Origin of the sequence: Streptomyces nidicola (assembly GCF_050106155.1) — a bacterium.
Taxonomy (GTDB): Bacteria; Actinomycetota; Actinomycetes; order Streptomycetales; family Streptomycetaceae; genus Streptomyces.
The window spans coordinates 8,710,612-8,724,658 of sequence record NZ_JBNBPI010000001.1 but is presented as its reverse complement, the minus strand read 5'-3'; the positions used below and the strand labels follow the sequence as shown (position 1 = coordinate 8,724,658).

General features: G+C 69.4%; 12 protein-coding genes. 2 read left to right on the top strand and 10 right to left on the bottom strand.

What is annotated here, in order from left to right:
• Positions 1-30 precede the first annotated feature (30 nt).
• Genes ACOKM3_RS39380 through ACOKM3_RS39365 form a run of 4 tightly spaced genes read right to left on the bottom strand, consistent with a single transcriptional unit; the run spans position 31 to position 4,325 of the window.
• Entirely contained in the window at positions 31-870 is an 840-nt protein-coding gene (locus ACOKM3_RS39380; RefSeq protein ID WP_426906086.1) for a carbohydrate ABC transporter permease, read from the bottom strand.
• Entirely contained in the window at positions 860-1,822 is a 963-nt protein-coding gene (locus tag ACOKM3_RS39375; protein ID WP_426906085.1) for a carbohydrate ABC transporter permease, read from the bottom strand. The genes ACOKM3_RS39380 and ACOKM3_RS39375 overlap by 11 nt, the downstream gene beginning before the upstream one ends.
• Positions 1,819-3,177: an ABC transporter substrate-binding protein gene (locus ACOKM3_RS39370; RefSeq protein WP_426906084.1), complete on the bottom strand. Its 1,359-nt coding sequence runs from the start codon at positions 3,175-3,177 to the stop codon at positions 1,819-1,821. Before ACOKM3_RS39370 ends, ACOKM3_RS39375 begins: the two co-directional genes overlap by 4 nt.
• A gap of 44 nt (positions 3,178-3,221) precedes the next feature.
• Positions 3,222-4,325, bottom strand: a complete 1,104-nt coding sequence (locus tag ACOKM3_RS39365) for a glycoside hydrolase family 172 protein (RefSeq protein ID WP_426906083.1) — start codon at positions 4,323-4,325, stop codon at positions 3,222-3,224.
• A 274-nt stretch (positions 4,326-4,599) separates the two neighbouring features.
• On the opposite strand from ACOKM3_RS39365, the gene ACOKM3_RS39360 reads away from it, so the two are divergent.
• Positions 4,600-5,631 carry a LacI family DNA-binding transcriptional regulator gene (locus tag ACOKM3_RS39360; RefSeq protein WP_426906082.1) on the top strand — a complete coding sequence of 344 codons (1,032 nt, stop codon included), beginning with the start codon at positions 4,600-4,602 and terminating at the stop codon, positions 5,629-5,631.
• A gap of 50 nt (positions 5,632-5,681) precedes the next feature.
• Complete coding sequence (locus tag ACOKM3_RS39355; protein ID WP_426906081.1) at positions 5,682-6,626, top strand: fumarylacetoacetate hydrolase family protein; 945 nt, start codon at positions 5,682-5,684, stop codon at positions 6,624-6,626.
• A 26-nt stretch (positions 6,627-6,652) separates the two neighbouring features.
• Here ACOKM3_RS39355 and ACOKM3_RS39350 read toward each other — a convergent pair whose 3' ends face one another.
• From ACOKM3_RS39350 to ACOKM3_RS39325, 6 genes are all read right to left on the bottom strand, one after another.
• Positions 6,653-8,125, bottom strand: coding sequence for an FAD-dependent monooxygenase (locus tag ACOKM3_RS39350; protein WP_426906080.1), 1,473 nt, complete (start codon positions 8,123-8,125; stop codon positions 6,653-6,655).
• 28 nt (positions 8,126-8,153) lie between these two features.
• A protein-coding gene (locus tag ACOKM3_RS39345; protein ID WP_426906669.1) for an IS5 family transposase occupies positions 8,154-8,971 on the bottom strand; the annotation gives its coding sequence in 2 pieces (ribosomal slippage) (positions 8,154-8,626 and positions 8,626-8,971; 819 coding nt in all).
• A gap of 106 nt (positions 8,972-9,077) precedes the next feature.
• A complete protein-coding gene (locus ACOKM3_RS39340) occupies positions 9,078-9,689 on the bottom strand; it encodes an acyl-CoA-like ligand-binding transcription factor (RefSeq protein ID WP_426906079.1) in 612 nt (203 codons plus the stop codon).
• Positions 9,690-9,831: 142 nt separating this feature from the next.
• On the bottom strand, positions 9,832-10,731 hold the full coding sequence (locus tag ACOKM3_RS39335; RefSeq protein WP_426906078.1) for an LLM class F420-dependent oxidoreductase: 900 nt from the start codon (positions 10,729-10,731) through the stop codon (positions 9,832-9,834).
• Positions 10,732-10,756: 25 nt separating this feature from the next.
• A complete protein-coding gene (locus ACOKM3_RS39330) occupies positions 10,757-12,490 on the bottom strand; it encodes an IlvD/Edd family dehydratase (RefSeq protein ID WP_426906077.1) in 1,734 nt (577 codons plus the stop codon).
• Between the two features lie 74 nt (positions 12,491-12,564).
• Positions 12,565-14,010, bottom strand: a complete 1,446-nt coding sequence (locus ACOKM3_RS39325; RefSeq protein ID WP_426906076.1) for an Nramp family divalent metal transporter — start codon at positions 14,008-14,010, stop codon at positions 12,565-12,567.
• Positions 14,011-14,047 lie beyond the last annotated feature (37 nt).

Sequence of the window (14,047 nt, the reverse complement as noted above, 5' to 3'; positions counted from 1 at the left end):
CGGTGGCCACCCTTTCTGGATCCGTTTCCGCTACTTCAGGCCGGAGGTCTTGATCGATTCGACCATCTGGCGCTGGAAGATGAGGAACAGGGCGAGCATCGGAAGGACGGCGATCACCGCGGCGGCCAGGATGTAGTTCCAGTTCGCGCCGTACTGGCTGGTGAAGGAGGCGATACCGACCTGCGTGACCGTGAGGTCGGGATTGCTGGTCGACACCAGTGGCCAGGCGAACTGGTTCCAGTTCGCGAGGAAGAAGAACACCGCGAGCGCGGAGAGGATCGGCCGGGACAGCGGCAGGATGATGTTCCAGTAGACGCGCCAGTAGCCGCAGCCGTCGACGATCGCCGCCTCCTCCAGCTCCTTGGGGATGCCGAGGTAGAACTGGCGCAGCAGGAAGATCCCGAACGCGTTGAAGATGAGCGGGATGATCAGGCCCGCGTAGCTGTCCAGCATGCCGAGCTGGCGGACGATGATGAACAGCGGGATGAGGATGACCGGTGCGGTGATCAGCAGCGTCGAGAAGATGACGGCGAAGATCGAGTCGCGGCCGGGGAACTTCAACCGGGCCAGCGCATAGGCGGCCATGGAGTGGAAGAAGAGAGCCGCGACGGTGATGACGGCCGCCATCACGAAGCTGTTCAGCAGCCAGCGCCCGAAGGGCACTTCGGTGAAGACGTAGCGGAAGTTGTCCCAGGTGAAGTCGTTCGGGAGCAGCTTGCCGTCGGTGACGGTGGCGCGCGTCTTGAAGGACGAGGAGATCATCCAGAAGGTGGGGAAGAGACTCAGCAGGGAGAGGACGACCGCGAGTACGGTCAGCCCCGTGCGCTTGCCATGGCGCCGGCGCACCACGAGGAGAGCGTTATTCGCCATCGTCGAACCTCCCGCCCTTCGTGAACTTGAAGATGACCCAGGACAGCACGACCATGATCAGCACGAGGAAGGTCCCCAGCGCCGAGGCGTAGCCGTACTCGCCGAAGACGAAGGCCTGTTGGTAGATGTAGAACATGGCGACCGCGGTCCCGTTGGCCGGACCCCCCGAGGTCAGTACGTAGACCAGGTCGAAGGTGCCCGTGATGGCGGCGACCGTGGTCATGATGAGCACGAAGAAGCTCGTCGGCCGCAGCAGCGGCCAGGTGATCTTGCGGAACGAGGTCCAGGCGCCGGCGCCGTCGATCTTCGCGGCCTCGTAGAACTCCTTGGGGATCTCATTGAGACCCGCAAGGAAAATGATCATGTAGTAGCCCATCATGTACCAGACGGTCACGAGGATGACCGCGTACAACGCGAGACCCGGATCGCCGAGCCAGGACTGGGGGCCGACGCCGACCAGGCCGACGACCTTGTTGGCGATGCCCGTCTGGTCGTCGAACATGAACTTCCACAGCAGGCCCGCGACGACCAGGCTGAGCATGTACGGCAGGAACAGCGCCGTGCGATAGGCCGCCATACCGGGCAGCTTCTGCTTCATGAGGATGCCGAGGCCGAGGCTCACGCAGAAGAGGACCGGCACCAGGATCACCACATATTTCGCGGTGACCCACATCGACGACCAGAAGTACGGGTCGTTGAACATCCGCTCGTAGTTGCCGAGTCCGATCCATTCGTACGAGCCGAAGCCCGACACCTGGAACAGGCTCAGGACGATCGAGAAGAACATGGGCAGCACGACGAAGACGAACAGGCCGAGGCTGTCGGGCAGCAGGAAGAGCGCTGCCGCGAGCCATTCGCGGTGTTTACGGCTCAGCCTGCGGCCTTGCCGACGCGTCCGGGTCACCGGAGCGGTGGTCTCGGCGGTCGGCCGCTGGGTTGCGACGCTGCTCATATCAGGCTCGCCCCCTGGTAACTCTTCATATAGGCCTCGATGGTCTGCGCAGCGCGGTCGGCCTCGGAGGCGACACCCTTGCCGCCGAGCATCGTGGCCTGGATGGCGTCCGAGATCGCCTTGTAGACGACCGGCGGATAACGGGGCTCGGCCCGGCCACCGGGGAAGATCTCGTCCTTGAACCGGGTCATGAGCGGAGAGTCGTAGCCGCCGCGGGCCGTGGCCACCTTCAACGCCGACTTACGGGGCGAGATGTCGGACTTGACGCCGGTGCACCAGGACACGGTGCGGTCGATCGACTGCTTGTTCATGCTGCCGAGCGCCCAGCCGCAGAACTCCGCGGCGGCATCCGGGTTCGACGACTGCGTGCTGGCACAGAACGACCAGCCGCCCACCGTGGTCGAGTACCTGCCGCCAGGCGGTGTGGGCAGCTTGAAGACGCCGTACTTGTGGCCCGGAGCGCCGATCTTGAAGGCGGCCACCATCCAGATCCCGCTCTGCCACATCCCGGCCTGCCCGGCCTTGAAGGCGCTGAGGTGGTCGCCGGCCGCCGGTTTGGTGCGCGGCGCGATGCCATGCCGGATCGCGTCCTGCCACAGCCCGAGGGCCTGGCGGGTGGCCTTGGAGTCGAAGGCGACGTTGCCGTGCTTGTCCAGGACGTCACCGCCGCCCTGCCACATCCAGCAGTACCACGTGAAGTTCTGGAAGTAGCCCGGGTCGGTCTCGAAGACGAGGCCCGCCCCGCCACCCTTGGACCGCAACTTGTCGCCCACGTCGAGCAGTTGGTCCCAGGTGGTGGGGATGTCCCCCTCGGACAGGCCCGCCTTCTCCCAGTTGGGCGTGTTGTAGAAGATCGCCAGCGGCTCGACCTCCATGGGCAGGGCGTAGACCTTGCCGTCGACCATGCGGCTGGCCAGCGAGGTTCCGTAGTCGGCGACGGCCTGCTTGTCCATGTGCGGGGTGAGGTCCGCCAGGATGCCGCCGTTCTGGTAGCGCAGAAAGTCGCCGGGGCTGAGCAGGAAGATGTCGGGTCCGGTTCCTGACGCGAAAGCCGTCACCATCTTCGAGCCCTGGTAGGCGAGACGCGGGACGTAGAACGGCTCGATCTTGACGTCGTGGGTGTCGTTCCACTCCTTGATCAGGGCGTTGAACCACTTCGCCTGACCGCGCATGGCCGGGTCCGTGGCGTTCTCGTCGTAGAAGTGCCAGAACTTCAACGTCCCGCCCTCGGCCCTGGCCGAACCGCCGCACCCGCTCAGCAGCGGTGCGGTCGCGCCGGCCGCGGCGAGCCCGGCGGCGCCGCCGAGGAAGCGGCGGCGGGACGGCGTCACGGCGCCTTTGCCGTGTCGGAGCATGGTGTGCTCCCGTCTCTCTCTGTGGTTACGGGTGTGGACATGGGTCACATGTGCGTGTCGACCTCGAGGTCGAGCAGGTCGGGCGTGGGCGGCAGGCCCGAGCCTGCGGGGCGGTCAAGGTAGAAGAGGGACGTGGACGCGATGTCGTCGTGGTTGGCGCGGTAGCGGTGCGGGAGGCCGTTGCCGTGACCGCGGGCGATGCCGAGGCACTGCACCGTGACGCGCAGGTCGTCCTGGAAGCGGATCGGGTCGAGGACGTGCCAGCGGTACATCCCGAACCGCTGCCGGCTGTCGTAGAGTCCGTCCGGCTTCAGGACCTGGTTGAGGCCGAGGTACGGCGTGGTGAACGCGGTGTAGCCCTGGCCGGGGACGTCGAAGTTCCAGGCGCCGCCGAAGTAGTCCTCGGTGCCGGTGCCGCAGATCGTCGGCCACTCGTCGTCGCCGTCGAGGAAGAACTTCAGCTCGCCCTCGCCCCACCAACCCGGGCTGTTGACCGCCCAGGCGAGGTACGTGCCGACGTACTGGCCCTTGCCCTCGACGCCTTCGAGGAGTGTGTGATCGGTGCCCGCCGTGACGGGGTTGCTGCGCCGCCAGTGGGCGTGGAAGTAGGCGGCGTCGTCGGCGACTTCACCCAGTTCGTAGTCGACCTGGTAGTAGAGCGTGAGCTGTTCGGGGGCCAGGTTCTCCAGCGTGATGCGGGCCGCCCGGCGAAACGGCATCGGCCAGTACGCGTTCAGGCCGCCGTTCGGGTTCGCCGCAACGGGGATGGAGCTGACCTGACTGAAGTCGTTCCAGCCGTTGCAGAAGAAGTCGCCCAGCGGGACCTCGACCGCCGGGGTGTCCTCGCCCTCCCAGTAGAAGCGCAGCAGCGTCTGGCGCCACGCGGTGTGCGGAGCCGTCGTGCACCAGATGTGGGTGATCGTGCCGGGTCCCTCGATGTCGGCGAGGACGACGGTCTCGCCCGCCTCGATGTCGATGCTCGGCGAGATCTTCCAGCCGCGACCGAGCCTGCTCGCGGCCCGCGCGCCGGTGCCCTCGGTCGCCATGCCGCCTGCGCCCTTGGCGCCCGTGAAGTTCTCCGCGCTGATCGAGCGGGTCACCGCGCTGGTGGTGCGGGCGAGGCCGGTCAGTCCGGGGGCGATGCTCATCGAAGCTCCGTCGTTTGAAATCGATTTCGCGTGACATCGCGGAGGTTCTCTCCGTCAATGTCTGGAATGCCGAGCTGAGAAGTCCGCACCCTTCGCGGGTCGCGGCCGAACGTCTTGAAATCCGTTTCACGGGAACGTAGGTTTCCCGCCAGACGCTGTCAAGAGTTCGCGTGGGAACGGGAGTTGCTCAGGCGGACAATGACCGCACCACCGGGCACAGCACGGATCGCGGGGCCGTCTCCCCCGCCTGGACGAGGGGCTGCGTGAGAGGTCTGTGGCGACGATCTACGACGTGGCACGCGAGGCCGGGGTCTCCCCCGCCACCGTGTCGCGGGTCTTCAACGGCGGCCGGGTCACCGCGGAGCGCGCCGCGACCGTGCGCGCCGCCGCGGCCGTACTCGGCTTCGCGCCCAACCGGGTCGCGCGCTCCCTTCGGATGCAGCGCGCCTCCGTGATCGGTCTGATCATCCCGGACATCGGCAACCCGTTCTTCACCGCGCTCGCCCGCGGCGTCGAGGACGCGGCGCAGGAGACCAATCTGTCGGTGGTGCTGTGCAACACCGACGAGGACGTGGACAAGGAGCACCGCTATCTGGAGGTGGCCGCGGCCGAGCAGATGGCCGGGGTGATAGTCGCCGCCGCCTCCCGGCACCGCACCGACCTGTCCGCGCTCGTCGACCGGGGCACCCCGGTCGTCGCGGTCGACCGGCGCCCGCGCGGCGCCTCCGTCGACGCCGTGATGATGGACAACCGGCACGGCGGCGAGGAGGCCACCGAGCATCTGCTGGCCCGCGGCTACCGCCGCATCGCGTGTATCGCGGGCCCCGACGGCGCCTCCACGTCCGACGAACGCCTCGCCGGGTACCGGGCGGTGCTGCGCGACCACCTGGGCGAACACCTCGGTGACGCCGGGCAGTCGGCCGAGCCGCCTCCCGAATACGTCGTGCACGGGGACTTCCGGGTGGACGGCGGCCGCGCCGCGATGGAGCGGCTGCTCGGCCTGCCCGAGCCGCCGGACGCCGTGTTCGTGGCCAACAACCTCATGACGGTGGGCGCGCTCGCGGCGCTGCGCGAGGCCGGCCTCGAACCGCCGGGCACCGGACTGCTCTCGTTCGGCGACGTGCCCTGGCCCGAGCTGGTGACACCGCCCCTCAGCTCGGTCCAACTCCCTTCGTACGAGCTGGGGTTCGCGGCCGCGCAGCTGTTGCAGGAGCGCATCGCGGGGACCGCGAAGCCGTTGCAGACGGTGGTGCTGCGCACCTCGCTCCAGGTCCGGGAGTCGACGAGCGGCCCGGCGCCCAACTGACCGCACACACCAATGGAAGTACACCGGAAGCCCGAGGAAAGGACCCCCGCATGACGCGCATCGTCCGCTTCGCCGACGACACCGGAACCGTAGGGACAGGGATCGCCGACGCATCCGGTGCGATCCGCCGCTTCGACGGGGCGCCCCGCGTCGCCGACCTGCTGCGGCTGTCGGTCGACGGGCTGCGGGAGCTGGTGGAGGCGACCGCCGCGCGGGAACGGCCCGATGTCGGCGAGGCCGATGCGCTCCTGCTGCCGCCGATGGACGGCCTGATGGAGCTGTGGGCGGCCGGTGTGACGTACGAGCGCTCGCGGGAGGCGCGCGTCGAGGAGAGCAGCGAGCAGTCGGTGTACGAGCGGGTCTATGACGCCGAGCGTCCCGAGCTGTTCCTGAAGGCGCTGCCGTGGCGCCTGGTCACCGACGACGAACCGATCGCGGTCCGGGACGACTCCGAGCTGAACGTGCCGGAGCCGGAGCTCGGCGTGGTGCTCAACCAGGCGGCGCAGACGGTCGGTTACGTGATCGTGGACGACGTCAGCTCGCGCTCCATCGAGGGCGAGAACCCGCTCTATCTTCCCCAGGCGAAGATCTACGCCGGGAGCGCGGCGGTGTCCTCGGGCATCGTCCCGGTGTGGGAGGTCGACGCCCCGCAGGCGCTGAAGATCTCGCTGACCGTGTGGCGGGACGGGGCCGCCGCGTTCCGGGGAGCGATCTCCACGGCCGCGTTCCACCGCTCGCCGGAGGAGCTCGCGGAGTACCTGTGGCGGTGTCAGCCGTTCCCGGACGGCGCCGTGCTGTCCACCGGGACCGGCATCGTGCCGGAGATCGACTTCACGCTGCGGGCGGGCGACCTGGTCGAGACGGCGGTCGACGGAGTGGGCGTGCTGACCAACCATGTGCGCGTCGGCCGGGCCGAACTCGACTGGCTGGTCGAGGCGGTGGACCGCCCGCTGATCCGCCGCGACGTCCGCCGATCCGCCTCGGGGAGCGCCTGACGTACTGACAGCGGCCGGCCCTGCCTCTACGGCGTCCCGAACCAACGGTGCAGCGCCGACTCCAGACCACTCACGTCGTCCGGGCCGTGGCCGGTCCAGGCGACATGGGTGTCGGGGCGCAGCAGCATGCCCGTCGCGTCGGTGCCCTCGGCCGTGCCGGTGATCACGTCGACCCGGTCGTGCCAGGGCTTCGCCGCGTCGGCGAATCCGCCGCCCAGGTCGAGGAGCAACGGGCGCCCGGTGGCGGTCAGTTCGGCCAGCCGGTGGGTTCCGGTGGCGGTGTGTACGACGAGGTCAGGTGCGAAGCCCTCGGTGGTGCCGGCGACCAGGTGGGCGACGCGTTCCGTGCCCGCGGTCGTGGCCAGCAGTTCGCCGAAGACGGTCCGCAGGGCGGTGACCTCCGGGCCGGGGCGCAGCAGCGCCGACTGGGCCAGGGTGGAGTCCACGACGCGTTCGGCGACGGGGCGGCGCTCCTCGTCGTACGTGTCGAGGAGGCCCGCGGGTGCCCACCCGCGCACCGTTGCGGCCAGCTTCCAGCCGAGGTTGACGGCGTCCTGGAGGCCCAGGTTGAGGCCGGGGCCACCGATGGCCGAGTGCACGTGGGCCGCGTCCCCGAGCAGCAGGATCCGCCCCTCCCGGTAGCGGTCCGCGAGCCGGGTGTTGCCCCCGACGAGGCGGCGCAGCAGGTGCGGCCCTTCCCCCTCTGGCGGGAGCACCGGCAGGGGTGCGCCCAGGACGCGTTCGGCGCTGTCGAGCAGTTCCTGGAAGGTCATCGGCGCGGACCGGTCGTCGTCGGGGGACTCGACCTCCGTGGTGTGGACGCTCGCGGGGCGGCCGGGCAACCGGGCCCAGACGATGGTGCCGCGCTCGGTGCGTACGTACATCGTGGGCGGCAGCGTCCCGTAGCCGGGAACGATCAACTCGCCTTGTGGGCCGACGTGTTCATCGCGCGCGGAGACGTTCGCGGAGCGTGACACGAAGTCGTCGTTGGTGACTCCGGGGAAGCCGATGCCGGCCAGGCGGCGCACGGTGCTGCGTCCTCCGTCGGCGGCCACCAGGTAACGGGTCGTGAGGTGTTCCCCGCTCGCCAGGGTCACGCGGACCGAGTCGGCGTCCTGGCCGACATCGGTGACTTCCTGGCCCATGCGCAGGTCGACGCCGAGTTCGGCGGCCCGTTCGGCGAGGACCGCCTCGATCCGCGCTTGCGGCGCCGGGAGAATGCCGACGGGGTTGTGCTCGAGCCGGTGGAGTTCCAGGGGGAAGGCGCCGAACATGTAGCGGGGCACGGGCCGGACGGGTTCGTCGGAGCCGCTGATCCGGGCGTAAAGGCCGCGCCGGTCCAGCATCCGCACCACCTGGCCCACCAGGCCGTTCGCCCGGGGTTCCGTCTTCGGTCCGGTGAGCCGCTCGATGACGACCGGGCGGACTCCGGCCAGCGCCAGTTCGCAGGCCAGCATCAGCCCGTTGGGGCCGCCGCCCGCAATGATCACGTCGTGCATGACATGCCTCCTTGAGGACTTAGAGGTGCTAACAAAGGCGTTGGACGTGCCGATGAGTGATCAGGCAGGCGGCCAGCCCGAGAAAGGCTTCATGGATGTCGTCACGCCGCTCCCAGCGGATGCGGAGACGGCGGAAGCCGTGCAGCCACGCGATGGTGCGCTCGACCACGTACCGGAAGGTGCCCAGTCCCGTGCCGTGTGGCTGACCGCGTTCGGCGATCACCGGACGGATCCCGCGCTGTCGTACCTGGCGCCGGTAGATGTCGTGGTCGTAGCCGCGGTCGGCGAACAGCAGGTCCGGCCGCTTGCGCGGCCGTCCGACCGTGCCGGCCACCGGTGGAACCTTGTCGAGCAGCGGAAGCAGCTGCGTGACGTCGTTGCGGTTGCCGCCGGTCAGCGACACCGCGAGCGGGATGCCCTGGCCGTCGGTGAGCACGTGGTGCTTGCTGCCCGGCCGCGCGCGATCGACCGGGCTCGGCCCGCTTTTGGGCCCCGCCGAGCGGCCCGCACGTGCGAGGAATCGATCACCGCCCGGGACCAGTCCAGCTTGCCCGCCGACCGTAGCTTCTTCAGCAGCACCAGGTGCAGTTCGTCCCACACGCCCGCCTCGTTCCAGGCGGCCAGCCGGCGCCAGCAGGTCATGCCCGAGCCGAAGCCCAACTCCTGGGGCAGGTACTCCCATTGGATGCCGGTGTGCAGCACGAAGAGGATCCCGCACAGTGCCTGCCGGTCCGGGACCCGCGGTCTGCCCTCGACCTTCTTCGGGCCCGGCTCCGGCAGCAACGGCTCGATCATCGACCACAGTTCGTCCGACACGATCCATGGCCGCAACTGACGCTCTCCCATGACCAGACCTACGGACAGACAGACCGAAACACTCATGATCAGCAGCTTTTGTTAGAGCCTTTTAGAGGGCCCAGAGGGCCTGGTGGGCCTGGTGGGCCTGGTGGGCCTAAGGGGTCGGTAGCCCTGCGGCGAGCATCGTGAGGGCCGATCGCAGCAGAGCCTCCATCGACTCCTCCGCACCGCCGTGCAGGTGCAGGTCCCTCGCGGCGCTCTCGGCGGCGGTCACACTCGCGGCCACCAGGCGGGGGTAGAGGTCGACGTCGACGGACGTGCCCGTGCGGTCGGCGATCGCCGCGGCGAGTTCGCTCTCCGCGACCTTGCCCGCCCGCAGCATCTCGGCCTGCAGCGCCGGCTCCGCCACCATCACCCGGAGCCCCGCCGCCCAGTCGGCCGGCTCCTGCGGCGGCATCTCCCGCACCTCGGGGCCCGGTTCCAACTGCCGGAGCACCGCTCGGGAGACGACCTCCCACAACGGCTCACCCTCCGGCGCGGACCGCACTTCGGCGGCCACCCGCAGGGAGCGCTGGAGGTGACGGAAGGCGATCGCCTCCGCCTTGCTGGGGAAGTAGTTGTTGAAGGTGCGCGGCGAGACGCCGACCGCCTCGGCGATGTCCTCGACCCGGACGTTGTCGAGCCCGCGTTCCACGGTGAGCCTGATGGCGGCCCAGCTCAGCGCCACGCGGGTGGCTTCCTTCTTGCGCTCCCTCAATCCGCTCATGGCACCACGGTAGCAAAAATTGCGCGCCACGCAATAATGCGTGGCGCGCAAATATGTTTCGTCGCTACGGCCTCCGGCTCACAGCCACGTTGTCGCGAGCACCACCACCACGGCGCTTGCACCGAGCCGCGTGGCCGATCCCCTAGGCGGCACCCAGGCCGAGTGCCGGGGCGAGTTCGCGCAGTGCCGGCAGCGGGTCGTCGGAGGGGTCGTCGCCGAGGACCTGGATGACGACCTGGTCGGCGCCCGCGTCCAGCTGCGCCTGCACGCGCGCGGCGACCGTCTCCGCGTCGCCCATGGCGACCATGGCCTCGGCCAGCTTGTCCGAACCGCCGATGACCACGTCGGACTCGTCGAAGCCCTGACGCAGCCAGGAATTGCGGTAGTTGGGCAGCTGCGAGTACATGTGCAGGTGCTGGTGCGCACGCCGCAGACCGGTCTCCCGGTCCGTGGTGAGCGCGACGCCCTGCTCGCTGACCACCCACTTGTCGGGGCCCAGCTGCTCGCGGGTGGACGCGGTCTGCTCCGGGGTCACCAGGTACGGGTGCGCCCCGTCGGCCGACTTGCCGGACAGCTCGATCATCTTCGGGCCCAGGGCGGCGAGGAGTCGGGCCGGGCGCTGCCCGTCCGGCTCCACCTCGGCCGGCACGGCGTCCATGGTCCGCAGGTACTCCCGCATGGTGGCCAGCGGCTTGCTGTAGGAACCGGCGTAGCTGTGCTCCACCAGCGGGGCGTGGCTGACGCCGAGGCCGAGCACGAAGCGGCCCGGGTGCAGCGCGCCGAGCGTACGGGCGCCCGCTTCGCTCGCCGGGGCGCTGCGGGCGTGGATGTTGGCGATGCCGGTGCCGACCACCAGCCGTTCGGTGCCGCCGAGCAGGGCGGCGGCCTGGGTGAAGGTCTCCTTGCCTCCGGCCTCGCCGTAGAACAGCGAGGCGTAGCCGAGGTTCTCGAGCTCACGGGCTCGGGCGACGACGTCGTTGATCGGCCACCGGTCACTGGTCCACCAGACGCCGACACGAGAACTGAAATTGATGTTGGCCATGCCTCCGAGGCTACCCACACCCGCCTCAGTGCGAGTCGCGCGGCACGGCGCTCCCGCGGCATCCGCGCAGGAAGTCGAAGTCCGCGCCCTGGTCGGCGCCCTCGACGTGCTGCGTGTACAGCCACGCGTAGCCGCTCGTGTGTCGTGGCGCCGGTGGCTGCCATGCGGCGCGCCGCTCGGCCAACTCAGCTTCGTCCACGTCCAGTTGGAGCGACCTCTTCGGTACGTCCAGGGTGATGGTGTCCCCGTCGCGTACGAGGGCCAGGGGGCCTCCGACCGCCGCTTCCGGTGCCACGTGGAGGACGACCGTGCCGTACCCCGTTCCGCTCATCCGGCCGTCACACACCCGCACCATGTCGGTGACGCCGGCCTTCAGCAGCTTGGTGGGCAGCGGCACGTTCGAGACCTCGGGCATGCCGGGGTAGCCCTTCGGGCCCGCGCCGCGGATGACGAGGACGGTGTGCTCGTCGACGTCCAGGTCCGGGTCGTCGCACACCGCGTGATAGGCCTCCGGGGAGTCGAAGACGCGGGCGACGCCGGTGTGGGTGAGCAGGTGGGGCGAGGCCGCGGACTGCTTGATGACCGCGCCGTCGGGGCAGAGGTTTCCGCGCAGGACGGCCGTCCCGGTGCCGGCCGGCTGGAACGGGGCGACCACTGGTGTGATCACCTCGTCGCCGATGCGCTCCGCGTCCGCCACGTTCTCGGCGATGCTGCGCCCGGTGACGGTGAGCTGTTCGCCGTCCAGGAGCCCGGCCCGTACCAGCTCGTGGTGGACGGCGGGCAGGCCGCCCGCGTAGCAGAAGTCCTCCATGAGGTAGGTGCCGGACGGCATCAGGTTGAGCAACGTCGGTACATCACGGGCGAGTTGGTCGAAGTCCTCGGTGTCGAGGTCGACGCCGACCCGGCCGGCGAGCGCCGTCAGGTGGATGATGGCGTTGGTGGAGCCGCCGATCGCCGCGTTCGTGCGGATCGCGTTCTCGAAGGCCTCGCGGGTGAGGATGCGGGAGGGGCGCAGGTCCTCGTCCACCATGTCCACGATGCGGCGTCCTGCGGCCTGGCCGGTCTCGTAGCGGCGCATGTCGACCGCGGGCCAGGTCGCGGAGCCGGGGAGTTGCATGCCGAGCGTCTCCGCCATGCACGCCATGGTGGAGGCGGTGCCCATCGTCATGCAGTGGCCGTTGGAGCGGGCCATGCAGCCCTCGGCGAAGAAGCACTCCTCCTCGGTCATCCGCCCGGCCTTGACCTCGGCCTCCATCTGCCACACCGCCGTGCCCGAACCGACGTCGCGACCCTGGAACTTGCCGTTGAGCATCGGCCCGCCGGTGACCATCACGGCCGGCAGGTCGACACTCGCGGCGCCCATCAGCATGGCCGGGGTCGTCTTGTCGCAGCCCGACAGCAGCACCACACCGTCCAGCGGGTTGGCGCGGATCAGCTCCTCGACCTCCATGGCCATGAGGTTGCGGTACAGCATGGCCGTGGGCCGCATCAGTGTCTCGCCGGTGGCCATGGTGGGGAATTCGAGCGGGAAGCCACCGGCCTGCCACACCCCGCGCTTCACGGCCTCGGCAACGCGCGTCAAGTGGGCGTTGCAGGGCGCGAGTTCGGAGGCGGACACGGCGATCCCGATCACCGGCCGCCCGTCGAACACCTCAGGCCCGAAGCCCTGGTTGCGCATCCACGACCGGTACACCATGCCGCCGCGTCCGGCGGCACCGAACCAGGCCTGGCTGCGTCGGGCCGCGTGACCATGTGCCATGAATTTTCTCTCCTCTATGTAGACGTATCCGTAGCCGTAGCCGTAGCCGTAGCCGTAGCCGTAGCCAGGGTCGTTCAGCCGAACAGGTCGGTGAGCTGCTGCCGCACCGTGAGCACGGACAGCACACCGAAGAGCACCACCGCCCACACCAGCGCGGCCACGCGAATGCCGCGCACCTTCAGGGGTTTGGGCAGCGCGGTGCGGTTCATGACGAGGAGCAGGATCGAGTACACGAACATCATCAGCCCGGACACGCAGGCCGAGATGACGAGCAGCACGAGCGGCTGGTCGAGACCGGAGAGCAGCACGATCGCGCCGATGGCGACGACCGCCCACACCAGGCGCGCGTACATCCGTGACTCGCTCGTCCGACTCCCGCGCAGGTAGGTCGACTTGAGGACGTCGGCCGCCATCCTGCTGGTGTAGTCGATGATGCCGGTGGCCGCGCTGAACAGGGAGAACGCGCCGACCAGCCAGAAGAACACGCCGAACCAGTCCCCGACGCGCTGCTGGAGGACCTGCCCCTCCTTCTCGATGAAGGCGACGTTGTTCTCGAGCCCGCCGGTGCCGAAGAGCGTCGAGTGCGCCAGCAGCGACGACATCACGATCGTCACGATGGTGACGAGGACGAAGGTGAGGGCCTGCTCGACGTTGGCGAAGCGCCACCAGCGGCGCCAGCGGGCCATGTTGGTCTCGTCGATCTCGAAGACATAGCCGACGACGGGGCCCGCGGCCTCCTCCTGGCCGGTGACCGGGCTGACGAGGCGGGGCACGTAGTGGCCCATGCCGAAGCCCTTGTCGCGGATCCAGTTGCTCTGCACGAGGTTCTGGCCGCCGCCCGCGCCCGCGTAGGCGAGGGCGCCCATGAGGACGGCCACGCCGAGTTCGGAGGGGAACGTCGCGTCGGTGACGGCCTTCGGCAGATCGCCCACCGTGGCGGCGGTGACGGCGAGGATCAGGGCGAGGACGAAGAAGCCGCCGATGACGAGGATCTTGACGCCGAGCAGTTTCTCCAGCGCGTTGTAGACGACGGGCGCGAGGGTGAGGATCAGGCCGATGAGGACCAGGAGGCCGATGCCGATGTAGGCGGGTGTGCCGCCGAACACGTAACTGAGCATCGTCGCCGAGCTGGTGGCCCAGCCGGGCCAGAGGTTGGCCGCGTAGGTGAACACCACCATGACGAAGCCCCAGTGCCGCCAGTAGCGGTTGAAGCCGGTCACCGCGGTCTCGCCGGTGGCGAGGGTGTAGCGCTCGATCTCCATGTTGAGGAACCACTGGGTGACCACACCCACCACGGCGCCCCAGAGGAAGACGAGGCCGGCCTGCGTGGCGATGTAGGGCCAGAGGATGAACTCACCCGAGGACACCCCGACTCCGGCGGCCACGATGCCGGGGCCGATGATCCGCCAGGTCTTCGCGGGCGGTGCGGGCAGCTCCCGTACGGCGGGTGGCGGGAGGAGCTTGGTACGCAGGGGGAACGGGGCGGGCGACGGTGCGGGGGAGCTTCCGGTCTCGGTCATCTGGGGCGTCTCCGGGGGCCGTTGGGGCGGGAGGGGA

What these genes read in the sequence shown, in the direction of transcription:
- ACOKM3_RS39380 (WP_426906086.1), bottom strand. Translation starts at nt 870, where the DNA reads ATGGCGAATAACGCTCTCCTCGTGGTGCGCCGGCGCCATGGCAAGCGC.
- ACOKM3_RS39375 (WP_426906085.1), bottom strand. Translation starts at nt 1,822, where the DNA reads ATGAGCAGCGTCGCAACCCAGCGGCCGACCGCCGAGACCACCGCTCCG.
- ACOKM3_RS39370 (WP_426906084.1), bottom strand. Translation starts at nt 3,177, where the DNA reads ATGCTCCGACACGGCAAAGGCGCCGTGACGCCGTCCCGCCGCCGCTTC.
- ACOKM3_RS39365 (WP_426906083.1), bottom strand. Translation starts at nt 4,325, where the DNA reads ATGAGCATCGCCCCCGGACTGACCGGCCTCGCCCGCACCACCAGCGCG.
- ACOKM3_RS39355 (WP_426906081.1), top strand. Translation starts at nt 5,682, where the DNA reads ATGACGCGCATCGTCCGCTTCGCCGACGACACCGGAACCGTAGGGACA.
- ACOKM3_RS39350 (WP_426906080.1), bottom strand. Translation starts at nt 8,125, where the DNA reads ATGCACGACGTGATCATTGCGGGCGGCGGCCCCAACGGGCTGATGCTG.
- ACOKM3_RS39340 (WP_426906079.1), bottom strand. Translation starts at nt 9,689, where the DNA reads ATGAGCGGATTGAGGGAGCGCAAGAAGGAAGCCACCCGCGTGGCGCTG.
- ACOKM3_RS39335 (WP_426906078.1), bottom strand. Translation starts at nt 10,731, where the DNA reads ATGGCCAACATCAATTTCAGTTCTCGTGTCGGCGTCTGGTGGACCAGT.
- ACOKM3_RS39330 (WP_426906077.1), bottom strand. Translation starts at nt 12,490, where the DNA reads ATGGCACATGGTCACGCGGCCCGACGCAGCCAGGCCTGGTTCGGTGCC.
- ACOKM3_RS39325 (WP_426906076.1), bottom strand. Translation starts at nt 14,010, where the DNA reads ATGACCGAGACCGGAAGCTCCCCCGCACCGTCGCCCGCCCCGTTCCCC.